This window comes from Mesorhizobium sp. M0910, from assembly GCF_040319465.1.
GTDB lineage: Bacteria > Pseudomonadota > Alphaproteobacteria > Rhizobiales > Rhizobiaceae > Mesorhizobium.
The window spans coordinates 172,338-190,014 of sequence record NZ_JAMYNZ010000008.1 but is presented as its reverse complement, the minus strand read 5'-3'; the positions used below and the strand labels follow the sequence as shown (position 1 = coordinate 190,014).

The following is a 17,677-nucleotide window of genomic DNA, read 5'->3' as shown; positions in this document are numbered from 1 at the left end:
CGCGCCCGAAAATAAGCGCGGCTCCCTTCCCTCAGGGTGACCCGCCACTACGCTTCGCGGCAGGTCTTGCTTGATCTATTTGACTGGGATCATCAGGTGCGCGTAGGGCGTGTCGGGGAACATGACGTATGGCTGTGTGGGGTTCGGCTCGTGGGGATACAAGGCCATCATGTCTGGTGCGTTCATGACCATCACGTGCGGACCATCATGCAGCCATTCGGCCCCCTCCGGCGGCTTGGTTGCAAAGGGGTCGGTATTGCTGGCCGCATCGCCTCCTTTTAGCATGTAGGCGAAACCAACTTTTCCTGCCGGCGGCTCCTTCTTGGACATGATCGCGTGCATCCACGCCATCCCGTTCTCATCCGTGCACATTGGGTCGTCGGCGGGAGTGCCCGGGTCGTCCGGGATGCAAGTGAAACCGTTGGTGCCCTTCCTCAACGTTTTCATCTCCCAATTCACGACGGCGGCGTTTTTGCCGACAGCCGCCGGTGCCGCTCTAATCGCATTCTCGATCAGCTGCTTGTCGCTTTTGTCGGCCGCAGGCGCGGCGAATGCCCAAGTGGCGGCGACAGCTGCTAGAAACACACTGCTGGAATGGATGCGCATTGCCTCCTCCTTCGCGAGCGTCGGGTTACCGGCGCGTCGCAACGTGCACAGCTCCCGCTCTGTGGAGTTGGCTGCTGCCCTGGGATATAGAACGCGCCGGTAATTAAGATACTACTAATATTACGATAGGTCACCTGAAGATGCGGGACTGCTATGTCGACAAAGAAAAGGGGCTGCGAAATACGCAGCCCCTTTGAAAAAATCGATAGAAAACAGGTATCTGTTTAACGCTTCGAGAACTGGAAGGAGCGGCGGGCCTTCGCCTTGCCGTACTTCTTGCGCTCGACGACGCGGCTGTCGCGGGTCAGGAAGCCACCCTTCTTGAGCACGGCGCGCAGCGCCGGCTCGTAATAGGTCAGCGCCTTGGAGATGCCGTGGCGCACGGCACCGGCCTGGCCGGAAAGGCCGCCGCCGATGACGGTGGCAACGATGTCGTACTGGCCGGCGCGATTGGCGGCGATGATCGGCTGGTTAAGGATCATCTGCAGCACCGGGCGCGCGAAATATTCGGCGAACACCTTGTCGTTGACGACGATCTTGCCGGAGCCGGGCTTCACCCAGACGCGGGCGATGGCGTTCTTGCGCTTGCCGGTGGCATAGGCGCGGCCCGATTTGTCGAGCTTCTGGACATGGATGGGTGCGGCCGGCTGGGTGTTGGTATTGCCGGTGGCAGCTCCGAGTTCTGCGAGCGAGGAAAGCTCAGCCATCTTACGAAACCTTCTTGTTCTTGGCGTTCAGCTTGGCCACGTCGAGGACGACGGGCTGCTGGGCGACATGCGGATGTTCCGTGCCTGCATAGACGCGGAGGTTCTTCATCTGGCGACGGCCGAGCGGGCCACGCGGGATCATGCGTTCGACGGCCTTCTCGACGACACGCTCGGGGAAACGACCCTCGAGCAGCTGGCGCGCGGTGCGCTCCTTGACGCCGCCGGGGTGGCCGGTGTGCCAGTAATAGACCTTGTCGGTGAACTTCTTGCCGGTGAACACCACCTTGTCGGCATTGATGACGATGACGTTGTCGCCGTCGTCGACGTGCGGGGTGAAGGTGGGCTTGTGCTTGCCGCGAAGATGATTGGCGATGACAGTGGCGAGACGGCCGACGACGAGACCCTCGGCGTCGATCAGCACCCACTTCTTCACCACATCCGCAGGCTTCTGCGAAAAGGTTGCCATGAATTGTTGCTTTCGGTTCGGACCTTCAAAAGAAGGCGTTTCTTGTTGCTTGGATTGGCGAAAGGCGCTTGCCCGCCGCCAATAACAAAACGGCGGCCTTTGCGGGCCGCTGTTCCGTGAGGGCTTATAGGAGAGGACGGCGACTGCGTCAAGGCGCGTGAAATGTCAGCAAGCTATCAAAATCCAGCAAAAACAATGCCTTGGATGAAAGGTATTATTTTACCACACCATCAATCCGCTTTGGCGGGATCGAATAGGTGCCCGTTGCGTGCGCTACCGTGTGTCCCGCCGGGCCGGCGACGATGTCGATATCGAACACCATCAGGCTCTTGCCGAGCTTGAGGATGCGGCAATGGCCGTCGATAGGACCACCCTCGGCCTTGCGGACAAAATTGATGTTGAGACTGGTGGTGACCGAAAGCGCATCCGGCCCGGCATGCGAGAGCACGCAGACATAACCGCCTATGTCGGCCAGCGTGAACAGCGCCGAACCCGACACGGTGCCGCCGGGACGCAAATGGCGCTCGTCGGTATTGAGTCGCACGACACAGCCGCCTGGAAACACCTCCAACGCCTCGTAAAAGGTGAACTGGTCGTTGAGCTGCGGGAAAATGGTCGCCATCAGCGCATTGATTTCGGCGGCCGTCAGCACCGGCTTGAGATTGCTGTGGGCGGGCATTTCAGGCTCCCGGTTTGCGCCCTGCATGTATGAACGCGACGTGGCGTTTCTGGCAACAGCCATTCATTAGGGCAGAAGCGGACGAGGGAGTTGGACGAAGCGAGACGGCATACTAGATTAGTCCATCATCGATCCGGAATCGCGGAGGAACGATCTATGGCCGAAATCGTCGCCATCAAGCCTGCCGTTGCCGAAGGGCCGGTCGTCTCCAGGCTGGACAAGGGCGTGCTGCGCCTGACGCTCGCCAATCCGCCGGCCAATGCTCTTTCGCTTGCAGTGATGGCGGCGCTGACGGCGGAACTCGACCGCGCCAAGGCCGACAAATCCGTCCGCGTCATCGTCCTCGGGGCGGTCGGCAAGGTGTTCTGCGCCGGACACGACCTCAAGGAGTTGAGCGCGCACCGCGCCGATGCCGATCGCGGCAGGGGCTTCTTCGAAAAGACGTTTTCCGCCTGCGCTTCACTGATGCAGGCGATCGTTCGCCATCCTAAGCCGGTGATCGCCGAAGTCGACGGCCTGGCAACGGCGGCCGGATTGCAGCTGGTCGCCAGCTGCGACCTCGCCATCGCTTCGCACGAGGCGACCTTCTGCACGCCTGGCGTCAATATCGGACTGTTCTGCTCGACGCCGATGGTGGCGCTGTCGCGCAACGTCTCGCGCAAGCACGCCATGGAGATGCTTTTGACCGGCGAGACGATCGATGCGGCAACCGCCAAGGAATTCGGCTTGGTCAACCGCGTCGTGCCGCGCGAATATCTGAATCAGATTGTCACCAAATACGCGCAAACCATTGCGTCCAAATCCTCCCTGGTCGTCAAGATCGGCAAGGAAGCCTTTTATGAGCAGGCGGAAATGGGGCTCGCCGAGGCCTATGGTTACACCGGGCGCGTCATGGTCGAGAACATGCTGGCGCGCGACGCGGAAGAGGGCATCGGCGCCTTTATCGGCAAGCGCAAGCCGGAATGGCCGGAGGAATAGGAGGCGGATATGGAACCGCGCATCTCCATCATCACCATCGCGACGGACGATCTTGACCGCGCGGTGCGCTTCTACGAGGCGATGGGCCTGAAGCGCCATGCCGGGATCACCGAGGGCGTTGCCTTCTTCCAGATGGGCGGCGCCATTCTCGGCCTGTTCCCGCGGCAAAGCGCCGAAGAGGATTCGGGCGTGACCTTCAGCAAGGCACCTTCGGCCGTCTACCTTGCCTACAACACCCGCTCTGACGCCGAGGTCGACGAAGTGCTTGCGGCGGCTGAGAAGGCCGGCGGCAAGATCGTCAAGCCGGCCGGGCGCGCCTTCTGGGGCGGCTGGTACGGCTATTTCGCCGATGCGGACGGGCATGTCTGGGAAGTCGCGCACAATCCGGCTTTTCCGATCGCGGAAGACGGATCGATTTCGCTGCCGGGCTGACGACGTTCTCCCTGGCCCATTGCAAGCCACTTGCTCGGCTGTTGGCACCTCACTCCGAAGCGCTGTATGACGAGGCATGAACCACGACGCCTACGACAACGCCTATATCGCCGGCATCCTCAATTCGGTGAAGACCATCGCCATGGTCGGCGCATCGGCCAATGACGTGCGGCCGAGCTATTTCGTGCTGAAATATCTGCTCGGCAAAGGGTTTTCGGTGTTCCCGATCAATCCCGGCCAGGCTGGCAAGGTGATTCTGGGCCAGATGACCTATGCCAGACTCGCCGACGTTCCAGGACCTGTCGATATGGTCGACGTGTTTCGCGCTTCCGCTGCCGTGCCGGGCATTGTCGACGAGGTGTTGCGGCTCGATCCGCTGCCGAAGGTCATCTGGATGCAGCTTGGCATACGCCATGACGAGGCGGCCGCACGCGCCGAAGCCGCCGGCATCAAGGTGGTGATGAACCGTTGCCCCAAGATCGAATATGGCAAGCTGTCCGGCGAGATCGGCTGGACCGGCGTCAATTCAGGCGTGCTGTCGTCGAAGAAGCCGCTGATGCGGCCGGGGTTCCAGAGTTTCGGCGTTCGCCAGAAGTAGGTAAATGAATGGTGAATGGTGAATAGAAGGATTTTTCTGGAAGGCCGGCAAGGCGGCATATGAGCCGCTTGCAATCAGGGTGGGGCTGGCCGACTTTGCCATTCACCATTCACCATTCACCATTCACTATTCACCATTGAGGGAGGTTTTTCGATGGCCCGCACGCCCGGTTTCAACACGCTCGCCGTCCATGCCGGCGCCAAGCCGGATCCGGCGACCGGGGCGCGAGCGACTCCAATCTACCAGACCACCTCCTTCGTCTTCGACGATGCCGACCATGCCGCCTCGCTGTTCGGGCTGAAGGCGTTCGGCAACATCTACACCCGCATCATGAACCCGACCCAGGCGGTGCTGGAAGAGCGCATCGCGGCACTCGAAGGCGGCACGGCAGGCCTTGCGGTCGCCTCCGGCCATGCCGCGCAGGTGCTGGTCTTCCACAATCTGATGCAGCCCGGCGACAATTTCGTTTCAGCGACAAAGCTTTACGGCGGCTCGATCAACCAGTTCGGTCATGCCTTCAAAAATTTCGGCTGGCAGGTGCGCTGGGCCGACACCAATGACATCTCGAGCTTCGAGAGCCAGATCGACGACAGAACCAAGGCAATCTTCATCGAAAGCCTGGCCAATCCGGGCGGCGTCTTCGTCGACATCGAGAAGATCGGCGACATTGCCCGCAAGCACGGCCTGCCGCTGATCGTCGACAACACACTGGCCTCGCCCTATCTGCTGCGGCCGATCGAGCATGGCGCCGACATCGTCGTGCATTCGCTGACCAAGTTCATCGGCGGTCACGGCAATTCCATCGGCGGCGCCATCGTCGACGGCGGCACCTTCGACTGGTCGAAGTCGGGCAAATATCCGATGCTGTCGGAGCCGCGCCCCGAATATGGCGGCCTGGTCCTGCACGAAACCTTCGGTAATTTCGCCTTCGCCATTGCCGCCCGCGTGCTCGGGCTGCGCGATATCGGCGCGGCGATTTCGCCGTTCAATGCATTCCTTATCCTGACTGGCCTGGAAACCTTGCCGCTGAGGATGCAGCGCCACTGCGACAATGCGGCCGCAGTCGCCGGGTGGCTTTCCAACCATCCCAAGGTCGCCTGGGTGTCCTATCCCGGCCTGCCCGGCGACAAGAACAATGCGCTGCAGAAGAAGTACTCGCCGCTTGGCGCCGGCGCGGTATTCACCTTTGGGTTGAAGGGCGGCTATGCGGCGGGCATCAAATTCGTCGAAGCGCTCGAATTGTTCTCGCACCTGGCCAATGTCGGCGACACCAAGTCGCTGGTCATCCACCCGGCATCGACCACGCATCGCCAGCTTTCCGACGAGCAGAAGATCAACGCGGGGGCAGGGCCGGACACGGTCAGGCTTTCGGTCGGTATCGAGGACGTCAACGACATCGTCGCCGATCTGGAACAGGCTCTCGCCAAGGTTTGATCGCCATGACCCCGCCGAAATTTCTTTCCGTCGGCGTCGACACCGTCGAACCGGAACTTGGCGCGCCGGCGCCGGATCGCCTGATTTCGGGCGATCCGAAATTCCGCACCTGGAATGTCGAGGAACAGGACGGCGGCCTTTATGTCGGCGTCTGGGAAGCGACGTCAGGCAAATGGCGCATCGAATATGATGAGTGGGAGTTCTGCCACATCCTGTCAGGGGTTTCGGTGATCGCCGAAGACGGCGGCGATGCGCGCACTGTCAGGGCAGGCGACAGCTTCGTGCTGAGGCCAGGCTTTAAGGGCAGCTGGGAAGTGTTTGAAACGACTCGCAAGGAGTATGTGATCAAGCTTTAATCACCCCTGCGGCTGAGCCTGCCGGACGAATGCTCAAAAGCGCACGGCGAGCGTTTCCAGCCCATGGAAATGATAGGTGTCGCGCAAGCGCGGCTGTTCGGCAAGATGCAACTGCGGTAGCCGGTCGAACAGGGTTTTCAGCGACACCTGCAATTCGAGCCGGGCGAGCGGCGCGCCGATGCAGAAATGAATGCCGGCGCCGAACGATACGTTCTTCTGGTCGGCGCGGCCCGGCCTGAAGGCGAAGGGCTCGGCAAAGGCCACCGGGTCGTGATTGGCCATGCCGAGCAGCAGACCGATCGTCTCGCCCGGCTGGACGACGATACCAGGCCCGGCCTCGACCTTCTGATAGGCGTAGCGCGTGAACATGTGCAGCGGCGCGTCGAAGCGCAGGCACTCTTCGACCGTCGCGGCTGTTGCTTCCGACGAGGTGAAGAAGCGGCGTGGATCGCCGCCCTGTGCGAGGATCGACCGCACCGCATTGCCGGTCTGGTGGACAGTTGCCTCATGGCCGGCATTGAGCAAAAGGATGGCCGAGGATACCAGCTCGTCCTCCGACAGTTTCTGGCCGTCCTCCTGGGCCGCAATCAGCAGCGACAGAAGATCGTCGCCCGGCCTCTTTCGCCGCTCGGCGACGTAGCCACGCAAAAAATGCGAAAAGTCCCGCGCCGCGCGATTGGCCGTCTCTTCGGTCTCGCGGGTGCGGCCGTGCATGTACATGGCGACCATCCGATGCGACCAGTCGAGCAGCTGCGGCCCCATATCGACCGGCACGCCGAGCATCTCGGCAATGATGGTGATCGGCAAGGGAGCGGCGAGCGCCGGCAGCAGGTCGACTTCTCCTGGTTCGAAGCGGTCGATCAGTTCGTTGGCCAGCGCCTCGACACGCGGCCTGAGCCGCTCGATCTGGCGCGAGACGAAGGCGCGGTTGACCAGCGTTCTGAGCCGTGTGTGGACAGGCGGCTCCAGCTCCAGCATCGAATTGGCCTCGACGCCGTCGAATGCGCTGAGATGCGTACGGTCCTGGCCGATGCCTCGGCTGTCCGGAATGCCGGCCGGATTCTGGCGGCCGAAGCGGCGATCGCGCAGCAGACGGTTGACATCGTCGAAGCCGCCAAAGCACCAGAAGCCAAATTCTTCCCAGAAGAAGGCGTTCGATGCGCCATGCAGGAAGGTGTAGGCCTCGTATGGATTGTGGAAGAAAGCCGGCTCGTGCGGATCGAGCCGCAGGCTGCGCGTGGCTGGATCAAAGGCAAGGTAGGGCGGCTTCAATTCGGTCATGCCAGATCATTAGCGCGGCTTGCCAGTCTGGTGCCAGACCGTATGTTGGCCCTGCCGTGAGGTGAGCCGCCGAAGCGGTTGCGGAAGGACAGTTTTCATGAATGTGATCGTGGTCGGTGCAGGCATTGCCGGGCTTTCGACGGCGTGGTCGCTGGTCAAGGCTGGTCACCTCGTCTCGATCGTCGAGCAGGGATCGATCCCCAATCCGCTCGCCGCCTCCGGCGACCACCATCGCATTATTCGCCGCGCCTACCGGGCCGGAACGGGCTACGGCCGGCTGATCACCGAAGCCTATGAGGCCTGGGACGAGATGTGGGCCGATCTCGGTGAAAGCCATCTCGATCCGCGCGGCTTCATCTGTATTTCGCGCGAGCCGGGAGATGAGGCGGAGGAATACCGCGAGGGCATGGAAGCGGGAAATTATCCGTTCGAATTGGTCGAGCCGGACGCCGCGGTCGAACGCTGGCCGTTCCTAGAACCTGGTTCATTCCGCTATGCATATTTTTCGCCGGACGGCGGCGCGCTGCACTGCCGCAAGATCGCTTCGGGCCTCGCCAGGTGGCTGCGCGCGAACGGCGCCAATGTCTACGAAAACAGCAAGGTCGCCGAGATCGACGCCGACGCCGGACAGGTCGTGCTTGCGAGCGGCGAAACGATGCAGGCCGACCGGATCGTCGTCGCTGCCGGCGCCTGGGTCCTGAAACTGTTCCCGGAACTGGACGGCGAACTGAAAACCTGGCGCACCGCGCTCGCCTATGTCGAACCGCCGGTTGATCTGAAGGCAGCCTGGCAGGCAGCGCCGGTCGTCCTCAACGTCGGCGGCACCATCGACGGCTACGCAATTCCGCCGACAGGTGGCGCCGGCATGAAATTCGGCTCGGGCCTGCACAGGGTGCCGACCAGCGATGCCGACTGGAACCGCCAGCCGGTGCCGGGCGAGGGTGAGGCGATCCGCAACCTGTTTTCGCCGCCGATTGCCCGGATCGAGGAGTACAGGGTCACCGAAGTGGTCACCTGCGCCTACACCTTCACCGTCGACGAGAGATTCCTGGCCCACCGGAAAGGCAAATGCCTGGTCGTCTCGGCCTGCTCCGGCCAAGGCTACAAGTTCGGCGCGGCTGTTGGCAGAAGGGTTGCGGCCTGCGTCGGCAATGGCGATGTCGACGGCCTAAAGAAATGGCTCAGGGCCGAGGCGGCCTAGCGCCTAGTATCGGCAATGCCTCGGAATATGCACGCGCCGCCAGATCGACGAACCCTCCCTGACCACCACGCGGCGAGCCACTGTCTGATATGACGCCGGAATGTCGATGATGCGCCGCTGCTCCGGCCGCACCAGAACCTCTTCGGCGACGCTCTCGTATTCGGCGGGGAGGACAACGCGCCGCCGGCGTTCCGGCTCAACCACGACGATTTCGGCCACGCGTTCATAGCGCGCCTTGTGCCTGACCTTGCACAGCACCTTGCGGCCATTGATGATGCGCCATTCCCAGGAATAGCCGCCGTCAGCAACCTTCACGGAGCGGTAGATGGTGCGGGTGATGGCGGGCACGATCTCGTAGCTGACACGCACCGGCGCGATCTGCACCACGCGCTCGCGCGTTCCGTAGATTGGCGCCTCGTATTCCACCTGCTGGCCGGCTGGGCTGACGAGCACGTCCTCATAGACCGTGTCGTAGACGGCCGGCCGGTTGACCTGCTCGTAGCATTCGACCGCGCGTCCGCCGGCAGCCGTTTCGGACGCCATGCCGAGAACGGTAATGCCGGTAAGGGCCAAGGAAGCAGCTTTCCTGATCATCGCACTCCCCCTGTTTGAACTGCATGAAGCGAGTTCAACGTTGAATTGTAGGGTAAGCCGTGGCTGGAAAAAGCGGTTTCACCACTTTTCGTTAAGCGATGCGGTTAAGAAAACGCTAAACGCCGGCCAGGCATGAGCGCCCTTCCGACGGCAGGAGAGGGCTGCCGGCACGGCGACGGGCGAAACTTGCTTTGGAAACCTTGATTCGACTTAACCGGATGGCTAGGAGAGGCGGCCTTGCGCTAGGGTGAGCCGGCATCCTATTTACACAATAACGATCCAGAACCGATTCTGCCCGATTGCAAATCTCCGGCGCCGGAATCCCATCCTCAAAAAGGGATAGTCCATGAAGAACCCCGTCGAAACCTACATGAACCTCGTTCCGATGGTGGTCGAACAGACCAATCGCGGCGAGCGGGCCTACGACATTTTCTCGCGGCTCCTCAAGGAGCGCATCATTTTCATCACCGGCCCGGTCGAGGACGGCATGGCGACGCTGGTCTGCGCGCAACTGCTGTTCCTCGAAGCGGAGAATCCGAAGAAAGAAATCAACCTCTATATCAACTCGCCCGGCGGCGTCGTCACCTCCGGCATGGCGATCTACGATACCATGCAGTTCATCAAGCCCGCCGTGTCGACGCTCTGCATCGGCCAGGCCGCATCGATGGGTTCGCTGCTCCTGACTGCCGGCCACAAGGACATGCGCTTTGCTACGCCGAATGCCCGCATCATGGTCCACCAGCCTTCCGGCGGCTTCCAGGGCCAGGCCTCCGACATCGAGCGCCATGCCCAGGATATCATCAAGCTGAAGCGCCGCCTCAACGAGGTTTACGTCAAGCACACCGGCAAGAGCTACGATGAGATTGAAAGAACGCTCGACCGTGACCATTTCATGACTGCCGACGAGGCCAGGGATTTCGGCCTCATCGACAAGGTCATTTCGTCACGTGAGCCGGTCGAAGGTATTGCCTTATAGTCCCGCGGTGGCCCCTGCGGTGGCAATGAGTGGCGGGATTACGCGCTTTTGGCGCAGCTTGCGGCATTTCGGCCACAATTGGCTGTTCCCTCGACGGGTGCAATTGCCTACGTTAAGGCTATGTTGATTTTCGACGGCTTAGCTTTGCGTGGGGTTGTTCGAATCATTGCCCCGTTTTCCGATTTGTGTTTCGTACGGAATGCGTTGCGGGAGCCGGGGCACTGGCGGCAGCGGATTCCCGCGATAGATTGAATATGCGCCCTTTCAACCAGACCATCGGCGGGCGGCCATGAAAGGACAGGAAAATGAGCAAGGTCGGCAACAACAGCGGTGATTCCAAGAACACGCTTTATTGCTCGTTTTGCGGCAAAAGCCAGCACGAAGTGCGCAAGCTGATCGCCGGGCCGACGGTGTTCATCTGCGACGAATGCGTCGAACTGTGCATGGACATCATCCGCGAAGAGAACAAGACCTCGATGGTGAAGTCGCGCGAGGGCGTGCCGACACCGCAGGAAATCCTCAAGGTTCTCGACGACTACGTCATCGGCCAGCCCTACGCCAAGCGCGTGCTGTCGGTGGCCGTCCACAACCACTACAAGCGCCTCGCCCATGCCGGCAAGAACAACGATGTCGAACTGGCGAAGTCGAACATCCTGCTGATCGGCCCGACCGGCTGCGGCAAGACGCTGCTGGCGCAGACGCTGGCCCGCATCATCGACGTCCCCTTCACCATGGCCGACGCGACGACGCTGACCGAAGCCGGTTATGTCGGCGAGGACGTCGAGAACATCATCCTGAAGCTGTTGCAGTCGGCCGACTACAATGTCGAGCGCGCCCAGCGCGGCATCGTCTATATCGACGAGATCGACAAAATCTCGCGCAAGTCGGACAACCCGTCGATCACCCGTGACGTATCGGGCGAGGGCGTGCAGCAGGCACTTTTGAAGATCATGGAGGGCACTGTCGCGTCCGTGCCGCCGCAGGGCGGTAGGAAGCATCCGCAGCAGGAATTTCTGCAGGTCGACACCGCCAACATCCTATTTATCTGCGGCGGCGCTTTCGCCGGGCTGGACAAGATCATCTCGGATCGCGGCAGGAAGACCTCGATCGGTTTCGGCGCTATCGTCGCTTCGCCCGAGGATCGCCGCACCGGCGATGTTTTCCGCCTGGTCGAGCCTGAGGACCTCTTGAAGTTTGGCCTCATTCCCGAGTTCGTCGGCCGTCTGCCTGTCTTGGCGACGCTGGAGGATCTCGACGAGCCGGCACTGATCCAAATCCTGACCGAGCCGAAGAACGCGCTGGTCAAGCAGTATCAGCGGCTGTTCGAGATGGAAAATGTCGACCTGACCTTCCACGAGAACGCGCTCTCGGCGATCGCCAAGCGCGCCATCGAGCGCAAGACCGGCGCACGCGGCCTGCGTTCGATCATGGAAGCGATCTTGCTCGACACCATGTTCGAGCTGCCGGCACTGGAAGGCGTGCGCGAAGTGGTTATTTCGGAAGAGGTGGTGTCAGGCAACGCCAGGCCGCTCTACATCTATTCCGAGCAGAAGGAGAAGAAGGGCAACGTCAGCGCCTGACGTGAGCCGGCAATGGATTTTTCTGAAACGGCGCCGCGGGGCGCCGTTTTGCTGTCGCATACCGCGCATGGCGCCGCGTGCTGGGTGCGGATTGGAGGTACGGACCGTGTTGACCCTTGATCTTTACCCTCAGTGCCTCCAACTAATGGCAGAAGGCCGTGGTGCCGAATTCTGTGCTGTAAAACTCCCGTCACAAACGGTGGTAGGCGGAACGATCCTCGGTCGTTAATATGAGATTCGCGGTTGGCCGATTGGCGGCCGCGACATGAAAGGTTGGACAATGGCCAAATTATCCAAGGCTCCCAGCGACGGCGTCTTCGCAGTCCTCCCACTGCGCGACATCGTGGTGTTCCCGCACATGATCGTTCCGCTCTTTGTCGGGCGTGAAAAGTCGATCAAGGCGCTGGAAGAAGTGATGGGTCAGGAAAGGCAGATCCTGCTCGCGACCCAGATGAATGCCGCCGACGACGATCCGGAGCCCGATGCCATCTTTGACATCGGCACGCTCGCCAATGTGCTGCAATTGCTGAAACTGCCGGACGGCACCGTGAAGGTGCTGGTCGAAGGTGCCTCGCGTGCGAAAATCGTCGCGTTCACCGACCGTCCCGACTTCCATGAAGCCCGTGCTGCGGCGCTGGTCGAACCGGATGAGGAAGAGGTCGAGGTCGAGGCGCTGGCGCGTTCCGTGGTCACCGACTTCGAGAACTACGTCAAGCTGAACAAGAAGATCTCGCCCGAAGTGGTGGGTGCCGCCAGCCAGATCGACGACTATTCCAAGCTCGCCGACACGGTCGCTTCGCATCTTGCCATCAAGATCCCCGAGAAGCAGGAGATGCTTGCCACGCTGTCCGTCAAGGAACGGCTGGAAAAGGCGATGGGCTTCATGGAAGCCGAAATCTCGGTGCTGCAGGTCGAGAAGCGCATCCGCTCGCGCGTCAAGCGCCAGATGGAGAAGACACAGCGCGAATACTACCTCAACGAGCAGATGAAGGCGATCCAGAAGGAGCTCGGCGAGGGCGAGGACGGCCGCGACGAGGCCGCCGAGATCGAGGCGCGTATCAAGAAGACCAAGCTTTCCAAGGAGGCCCGCGAAAAGGCGGAAGCCGAACTGAAGAAGCTGCGGACGATGTCGCCGATGTCGGCTGAATCGACCGTGGTGCGCAACTATCTCGACTGGCTGCTGTCGATCCCATGGGGCAGGAACTCCAAGGTCAAGCAGGATCTGGCCTTTGCCCAGAACGTGCTCGATACGGATCATTTCGGCCTCGACAAGGTCAAGGACCGCATCGTCGAATACCTTGCCGTGCAGAGCCGCCAGAAGAAGCTGAAGGGGCCGATCCTGTGCCTCGTCGGACCTCCCGGTGTCGGCAAGACCTCGCTCGGCAAGTCGATCGCCAAGGCGACCGGTCGCGAGTTCATCCGCATGGCGCTGGGCGGCGTGCGCGACGAGGCCGAGATCCGCGGTCACCGGCGCACCTACATCGGCTCGATGCCCGGCAAGGTCATCCAGTCGATGAAGAAGGCGAAGAAATCCAATCCGCTCTTCCTGCTCGACGAGATCGACAAGATGGGCCAGGATTTCCGCGGCGATCCGTCATCGGCTTTGCTCGAGGTGCTCGATCCCGAGCAGAACTCGACGTTCATGGACCATTACCTCGAGGTCGAATACGACCTGTCGAGCGTGATGTTCGTGACGACGGCGAACACGCTGAACATCCCTGCGCCCTTGATGGACCGCATGGAGATCATCCGTATCGCCGGTTACACCGAGGACGAGAAGATCGAAATCGCCAAGCGTCACCTGATGCCCAAGGTGATCCGCGACCACGCATTGCAGCCGAAGGAGTTCTCCGTCGGCGAGGACGCGATCCGCGGCATCATCCAGACCTACACCCGTGAAGCGGGCGTCAGGAGCCTGGAGCGCGAGCTGATGAAGCTCGGGCGCAAGGCGGTGACCGAGATCCTGAAGACGAAGAAGAAGACGATCAACATCACGGCGGACAATCTTGCCGATTACCTTGGTGTTCCGCGCTTCCGCTTCGGCCAGGTCGAGAGCGACGATCAGGTCGGCGTGGTCACCGGGCTCGCCTGGACGGAAGTCGGCGGCGAGCTGTTGACGGTGGAAGGCGTCATGATGCCCGGCAAGGGGCGCATGACCGTGACCGGCAATCTGCGCGATGTGATGAAGGAATCGATCTCGGCGGCGGCCTCTTACGTCCGCTCGCGGGCCATCGATTTCGGCGTCGAGCCGCCGCTGTTCGATAAGCGCGATATCCACGTCCACGTGCCGGAGGGCGCAACCCCGAAGGACGGACCGTCGGCTGGCGTGGCGATGGCGACGGCAATCGTTTCGGTGCTGACCGGTATCCCGGTCAGGGCCGATGTGGCGATGACCGGCGAGATCACGCTGCGCGGAAGGGTGCTGCCGATCGGCGGCCTTAAGGAAAAGCTGCTTGCCGCACTGCGCGGCGGCATCAAGAAGGTGCTGATCCCGCAAGAGAACGCCAAGGATCTGGCGGAGATTCCGGAAAACGTGAAGAGCGGCATGGAAATCATTCCGGTCTCACGCGTCGGTGAAGTGTTGCGCCATGCGCTGGTGCGCATGCCGGAACCGATCCAGTGGGTCGAACCCGTTAATGCGCCGGCCGTGGTCGATGTCGCAGACGAAGCTGGTAAATCGCTGGCGCATTAGCGCTTGCTAAAGTTGCAATGCACAAAGAGAGAGCCGGGCCTTGAGCCCGGCTTTTTCATGTGAAGAACCGCAGATTTCCGGGCTTTTTTCAACTTTCTTGGCGCTTTTCGACTTGGTTGCCGGGGCGCTTCTTTCTAAAGTCCGTTTCCTGCCGGATGAGTCGAGTGTTCCGGTTTTCTCATGGAAGGGAATTTTTATGAACAAGAACGAACTGGTATCCGCTGTCGCCGATGCCGCGAGTATTTCGAAGGGTGACGCGCAGTCGGCGGTTGATGCGGTGTTTTCCGTCATCACCGGCGAACTGAAAAAGGGCGGCGATGTCCGGCTTGTCGGCTTCGGAAATTTCACCGTGTCAAAACGCGCCGCGTCGACCGGCCGCAATCCGCAGACCGGTGCGGAAGTGAAGATCCCGGCGCGCACCGTGCCGAAGTTCTCGGCCGGCAAGGGCCTCAAGGACGCGGTCAACTAAGCGCCTCCTTAAGTCTTTCAGAGAAAAGAAGAACCGGCATATCCGGTTTTTCTTTTCTGTTGGAAAGGACGGCGCTACGCCGTCGGCGCGTCCGTGCGCATCAAGCCTTCTTTCTTGAGATCGGCCCACAGCGCCGATGGCAGCTTCGCGTCGAGCAGCGAGCGATTGCTTTCGACTTCGCCAGGCCACTGGCCGCCGGGGATTACCGAGACGACGGAAGGATGCAGCAGCGGGAACTGCAGCGCCGCCTCGATCAGGCGCGCGCCGTGGCGCTTGCAGACGGCCTCGATACGGGTGACGCGGTCGATGATGTCCTGCGGCGCCTTCGAATAGTTGTAGTAGGCGCCGGGCTTCGGCCCGGTTGCCAGGATGCCGGAATTGTAAGGCCCGCCGAGAACGATGCCGATGCCGCGTTGCTGGCATAGCGGCAGGAAAGACTGCAGCGCCTCCTGCTCCAGCAGCGTGTAGCGCCCGGCAAGCAGGAACAGATCGAAATCGCCGCGCTCGGCCAGCGTCTGGGCAACCTGCCACTCGTTGATGCCGCCGCCGAACGCCTTGATCACGCCCTGGTCGCGCAATGCCAGCAATCCATAGTAGCCGGAGCTCATGAATTCCTGGATGCGCTGGTCCGAGGCTTCCTTGCTGCCATGCGTGAAGACGTCGACATCGTGCACGAAGAGGATGTCGATGCGGTCGACACCGAGCCGTTCCAGCGAGGCCTCGAAGGAGCGCATGATACCGTCATAGCTATAGTCGTAGACCTCGCGGCGCGAAGGGGTGTCGAAGAATTTGCCGATGCCGGTGCGCTGATCCGGCGGACAGGCGCGCATGATGCGTCCGACTTTGCTGGACAGCACGTAGTCGTCGCGCTTCTTCGAACGCAGGAACGGATTGAGCCGCGTTTCGGCTAGGCCTAGCCCATAAAGCGGCGCGGTGTCGAAGTAGCGGCAGCCGACCCGCCATGCCGCCTCCAGCGTGGCATTGGCGTCCTCGTCGGAGACGGCGCGGTAGAGATTGCCGAGCGGCGCGGTGCCGAAGCCGAGCTCGGTGAAGGTGATGCCGCCATTGCCGATGCGGTCGAAATGCCGTGTCTTCATATACTGTTGTTCCTCATTTGCGATTTGCCGTGACACTATCACGGCTGTGGCACATCAAAAGCACTGCGTGTCGTTGGACGCCGATTTTCGCGGTGATAGCATGAATGAAAACAAGCTGTTCGGGGCAGATGTGACTGACATATTCAAGTGGTTCTCCGGCAACTGCAAGCTGGTGCAGTCATGAGGGACGCCGGCGAAAACCTGTTTGGGATTGCGCTGAGCGAGCTTGGTACCGTGCTGGAACGTATCGACGAAAGCCGCATCGACGCCGCTTGCGCCATCTTGGCGGGCGCGAGAAAGATCGTCACCTATGGGTGCGGCCGCGAGGCGCTGCAGGTCAAGGGTTTTGCCATGCGGCTCTATCACCTCGGTCTGCCGGTTTCGGTTGTCGGCGATATGACCACGCCGCCCCTGGGCGCGGGCGATGTCTTCCTCGCCAGTTCCGGCCCGGGCGAGACCTCGACGGTGCTGACCTTGATGCGGGTCGCGCGCGAGGCCGGTGCCACAGTCCTGCTGCTCACCGCGCAATCCCACAGCACTGCCGCGAAGCTGGCCGACTTCACACTGCTTATCCCGGCTCAGACCATGGCCGACGACCAGGGGCCGGAAAAGACGTCCGTGCTGCCGATGGGCTCGGTCTTCGAAGGCGCGCTGTTCGTTCTCTTCGAAGTGATGGTGCTGAAGCTCCGGGACCTGACCGGCGTCTCGCCTGAAGCGATGCGCGCCCGCCACACCAATATGGAGTAGTTGTCATGCGGTACGAATTGATGCTGCCGCACCAGATCCGCAAGGCGATTGTCGAGAACCGGCCGGTCGTGTTGCCGCTCGGTGTGCTTGAATACCATGGCGAGCACATGGCCGTCGGCATGGACACGCTGGCGGTGATCAAGAGCCTGGAACTGTTCGAAAAAGAAGCCGAGATCGTCATTCTGCCGCCCTTCTATTACGGCGCGGCGAGCTATGCGGTTGCAGCACCGGAGGGCAGTGGTTCGGTGCAGGTCGGCGGCAATGTGCTGGCGCCATTTGCGGAAGAATTGTTCTACAGCCTGCTGCGTATCGGCTTCCGCAACATCCACGCCATCATTCACCACCAGACCGAAAATTTTGCTGCCGGCATGCCAACCGATCTCGCCTTCAAGGCCGCCGGCCGGCAGGCGATCTTCCGCTTCCTGGAGAAAGAACGTGGCGAAGGCTGGTGGGGCTCTGCGGCGATGGCCAACTATTATGCCGAGCACGCCGAGGGCAGCAATTTCTTCAACTGGGTGCAGGTGCATCCGCTGATGCCGGCTTCAATGCACACCCAATACCCGTTTGACCATGCCGGCATCGGCGAGACGTCGCTGATGCTGGCGTTGTGCCCGGAAGCGGTCGATGCCGACCGCTTCGCCGACAACACCGGCTGGTACACGGCAAGTGCTTCCGAAGCCTCGGCCGAATTGGGGCAAAAAGGGATCGCCATGATCCTCGATCATGTGCGGGCAACCCTTTCGGGTTAGCGCGGTTTTCCCTCTTCCCTTGTTATTCCCTTGTT

Annotated in this window: 19 protein-coding genes; 12 read left to right on the top strand and 7 right to left on the bottom strand. The window is 61.4% G+C overall.

Annotated elements, in window-relative coordinates; all coding sequences use genetic code 11:
- Positions 1–75: 75 nt before the first annotated feature.
- From NKH78_RS21450 to NKH78_RS21435, 4 genes are all read right to left on the bottom strand, one after another.
- Positions 76–606, bottom strand: a complete 531-nt coding sequence (locus tag NKH78_RS21450) for a hypothetical protein (protein ID WP_352703095.1) — start codon at positions 604–606, stop codon at positions 76–78.
- Positions 607–830: 224 nt separating this feature from the next.
- Positions 831–1,313 carry a 30S ribosomal protein S9 gene (rpsI, locus tag NKH78_RS21445; protein ID WP_352738314.1) on the bottom strand — a complete coding sequence of 161 codons (483 nt, stop codon included), beginning with the start codon at positions 1,311–1,313 and terminating at the stop codon, positions 831–833.
- A 1-nt stretch (position 1,314) separates the two neighbouring features.
- Positions 1,315–1,779 (bottom strand): 50S ribosomal protein L13, encoded by a 465-nt coding sequence (rplM, locus tag NKH78_RS21440; protein ID WP_023674645.1) that lies wholly within the window; start codon positions 1,777–1,779, stop codon positions 1,315–1,317.
- Positions 1,780–1,993: 214 nt separating this feature from the next.
- Positions 1,994–2,458, bottom strand: coding sequence for a PaaI family thioesterase (locus NKH78_RS21435; protein ID WP_352883900.1), 465 nt, complete (start codon positions 2,456–2,458; stop codon positions 1,994–1,996).
- 156 nt (positions 2,459–2,614) lie between these two features.
- On the opposite strand from NKH78_RS21435, the gene NKH78_RS21430 reads away from it, so the two are divergent.
- The 5 genes from NKH78_RS21430 to NKH78_RS21410 all read left to right on the top strand — a co-directional run bounded on the left by NKH78_RS21430 (position 2,615) and on the right by NKH78_RS21410 (position 6,256).
- A complete protein-coding gene (locus NKH78_RS21430) occupies positions 2,615–3,436 on the top strand; it encodes an enoyl-CoA hydratase (protein WP_352737998.1) in 822 nt (273 codons plus the stop codon).
- Between the two features lie 9 nt (positions 3,437–3,445).
- The gene (locus tag NKH78_RS21425) at positions 3,446–3,868 is read left to right on the top strand and encodes a VOC family protein (protein WP_352702557.1); all 423 of its coding nucleotides are present in this window, start codon (positions 3,446–3,448) and stop codon (positions 3,866–3,868) included.
- Positions 3,869–3,944: 76 nt separating this feature from the next.
- The gene (locus NKH78_RS21420) at positions 3,945–4,466 is read left to right on the top strand and encodes a CoA-binding protein (protein WP_352738000.1); all 522 of its coding nucleotides are present in this window, start codon (positions 3,945–3,947) and stop codon (positions 4,464–4,466) included.
- Positions 4,467–4,619: 153 nt separating this feature from the next.
- Positions 4,620–5,900, top strand: coding sequence for an O-acetylhomoserine aminocarboxypropyltransferase (locus tag NKH78_RS21415; RefSeq protein WP_352738002.1), 1,281 nt, complete (start codon positions 4,620–4,622; stop codon positions 5,898–5,900).
- Between the two features lie 5 nt (positions 5,901–5,905).
- Positions 5,906–6,256, top strand: coding sequence for a cupin domain-containing protein (locus NKH78_RS21410; RefSeq protein ID WP_352738004.1), 351 nt, complete (start codon positions 5,906–5,908; stop codon positions 6,254–6,256).
- Positions 6,257–6,289: 33 nt separating this feature from the next.
- Here NKH78_RS21410 and NKH78_RS21405 read toward each other — a convergent pair whose 3' ends face one another.
- Positions 6,290–7,537 carry a cytochrome P450 gene (locus NKH78_RS21405; RefSeq protein ID WP_352738005.1) on the bottom strand — a complete coding sequence of 416 codons (1,248 nt, stop codon included), beginning with the start codon at positions 7,535–7,537 and terminating at the stop codon, positions 6,290–6,292.
- A 97-nt stretch (positions 7,538–7,634) separates the two neighbouring features.
- Between NKH78_RS21405 and NKH78_RS21400 the strand changes: the two genes are divergently transcribed.
- Entirely contained in the window at positions 7,635–8,738 is a 1,104-nt protein-coding gene (locus tag NKH78_RS21400; RefSeq protein ID WP_352883896.1) for an NAD(P)/FAD-dependent oxidoreductase, read from the top strand.
- Positions 8,739–8,741: 3 nt separating this feature from the next.
- Here NKH78_RS21400 and NKH78_RS21395 read toward each other — a convergent pair whose 3' ends face one another.
- Positions 8,742–9,332 carry a hypothetical protein gene (locus NKH78_RS21395; protein ID WP_352883894.1) on the bottom strand — a complete coding sequence of 197 codons (591 nt, stop codon included), beginning with the start codon at positions 9,330–9,332 and terminating at the stop codon, positions 8,742–8,744.
- A 346-nt stretch (positions 9,333–9,678) separates the two neighbouring features.
- On the opposite strand from NKH78_RS21395, the gene NKH78_RS21390 reads away from it, so the two are divergent.
- The 4 genes from NKH78_RS21390 (at position 9,679) to NKH78_RS21375 (ending at position 15,049) form a co-directional block, all read left to right on the top strand.
- Positions 9,679–10,308 carry an ATP-dependent Clp protease proteolytic subunit gene (locus tag NKH78_RS21390; protein ID WP_254817601.1) on the top strand — a complete coding sequence of 210 codons (630 nt, stop codon included), beginning with the start codon at positions 9,679–9,681 and terminating at the stop codon, positions 10,306–10,308.
- Positions 10,309–10,613: 305 nt separating this feature from the next.
- Positions 10,614–11,888 carry an ATP-dependent Clp protease ATP-binding subunit ClpX gene (gene clpX / locus NKH78_RS21385; protein ID WP_006332719.1) on the top strand — a complete coding sequence of 425 codons (1,275 nt, stop codon included), beginning with the start codon at positions 10,614–10,616 and terminating at the stop codon, positions 11,886–11,888.
- Positions 11,889–12,168: 280 nt separating this feature from the next.
- Positions 12,169–14,580 carry an endopeptidase La gene (lon, locus tag NKH78_RS21380; RefSeq protein ID WP_352883977.1) on the top strand — a complete coding sequence of 804 codons (2,412 nt, stop codon included), beginning with the start codon at positions 12,169–12,171 and terminating at the stop codon, positions 14,578–14,580.
- A 196-nt stretch (positions 14,581–14,776) separates the two neighbouring features.
- The gene (locus tag NKH78_RS21375; RefSeq protein ID WP_006201846.1) at positions 14,777–15,049 is read left to right on the top strand and encodes an HU family DNA-binding protein; all 273 of its coding nucleotides are present in this window, start codon (positions 14,777–14,779) and stop codon (positions 15,047–15,049) included.
- 74 nt (positions 15,050–15,123) lie between these two features.
- Here NKH78_RS21375 and NKH78_RS21370 read toward each other — a convergent pair whose 3' ends face one another.
- A complete protein-coding gene (locus NKH78_RS21370; protein ID WP_352506467.1) occupies positions 15,124–16,146 on the bottom strand; it encodes an aldo/keto reductase in 1,023 nt (340 codons plus the stop codon).
- Positions 16,147–16,326: 180 nt separating this feature from the next.
- Between NKH78_RS21370 and hxlB the strand changes: the two genes are divergently transcribed.
- Positions 16,327–16,893, top strand: a complete 567-nt coding sequence (hxlB, locus tag NKH78_RS21365; RefSeq protein ID WP_352506466.1) for a 6-phospho-3-hexuloisomerase — start codon at positions 16,327–16,329, stop codon at positions 16,891–16,893.
- Between the two features lie 5 nt (positions 16,894–16,898).
- The gene (locus NKH78_RS21360; RefSeq protein ID WP_352883892.1) at positions 16,899–17,642 is read left to right on the top strand and encodes a creatininase family protein; all 744 of its coding nucleotides are present in this window, start codon (positions 16,899–16,901) and stop codon (positions 17,640–17,642) included.
- The last annotated feature ends 35 nt before the right edge of the window (positions 17,643–17,677 follow it).

Bases quoted from the DNA above. Each gene is read 5' to 3' on its own strand.
- lon (WP_352883977.1), top strand. From the start codon at position 12,169: ATGGCCAAATTATCCAAGGCTCCCAGCGACGGCGTCTTCGCAGTCCTC.
- NKH78_RS21390 (WP_254817601.1), top strand. From the start codon at position 9,679: ATGAAGAACCCCGTCGAAACCTACATGAACCTCGTTCCGATGGTGGTC.
- NKH78_RS21425 (WP_352702557.1), top strand. From the start codon at position 3,446: ATGGAACCGCGCATCTCCATCATCACCATCGCGACGGACGATCTTGAC.
- NKH78_RS21450 (WP_352703095.1), bottom strand. From the start codon at position 606: ATGCGCATCCATTCCAGCAGTGTGTTTCTAGCAGCTGTCGCCGCCACT.
- NKH78_RS21430 (WP_352737998.1), top strand. From the start codon at position 2,615: ATGGCCGAAATCGTCGCCATCAAGCCTGCCGTTGCCGAAGGGCCGGTC.
- NKH78_RS21410 (WP_352738004.1), top strand. From the start codon at position 5,906: ATGACCCCGCCGAAATTTCTTTCCGTCGGCGTCGACACCGTCGAACCG.
- NKH78_RS21395 (WP_352883894.1), bottom strand. From the start codon at position 9,332: ATGATCAGGAAAGCTGCTTCCTTGGCCCTTACCGGCATTACCGTTCTC.
- NKH78_RS21420 (WP_352738000.1), top strand. From the start codon at position 3,945: ATGAACCACGACGCCTACGACAACGCCTATATCGCCGGCATCCTCAAT.
- NKH78_RS21400 (WP_352883896.1), top strand. From the start codon at position 7,635: ATGAATGTGATCGTGGTCGGTGCAGGCATTGCCGGGCTTTCGACGGCG.
- NKH78_RS21415 (WP_352738002.1), top strand. From the start codon at position 4,620: ATGGCCCGCACGCCCGGTTTCAACACGCTCGCCGTCCATGCCGGCGCC.
- NKH78_RS21375 (WP_006201846.1), top strand. From the start codon at position 14,777: ATGAACAAGAACGAACTGGTATCCGCTGTCGCCGATGCCGCGAGTATT.
- clpX (WP_006332719.1), top strand. From the start codon at position 10,614: ATGAGCAAGGTCGGCAACAACAGCGGTGATTCCAAGAACACGCTTTAT.
- NKH78_RS21405 (WP_352738005.1), bottom strand. From the start codon at position 7,537: ATGACCGAATTGAAGCCGCCCTACCTTGCCTTTGATCCAGCCACGCGC.
- NKH78_RS21435 (WP_352883900.1), bottom strand. From the start codon at position 2,458: ATGCCCGCCCACAGCAATCTCAAGCCGGTGCTGACGGCCGCCGAAATC.
- rpsI (WP_352738314.1), bottom strand. From the start codon at position 1,313: ATGGCTGAGCTTTCCTCGCTCGCAGAACTCGGAGCTGCCACCGGCAAT.
- NKH78_RS21370 (WP_352506467.1), bottom strand. From the start codon at position 16,146: ATGAAGACACGGCATTTCGACCGCATCGGCAATGGCGGCATCACCTTC.
- NKH78_RS21360 (WP_352883892.1), top strand. From the start codon at position 16,899: ATGCGGTACGAATTGATGCTGCCGCACCAGATCCGCAAGGCGATTGTC.
- hxlB (WP_352506466.1), top strand. From the start codon at position 16,327: ATGAGGGACGCCGGCGAAAACCTGTTTGGGATTGCGCTGAGCGAGCTT.
- rplM (WP_023674645.1), bottom strand. From the start codon at position 1,779: ATGGCAACCTTTTCGCAGAAGCCTGCGGATGTGGTGAAGAAGTGGGTG.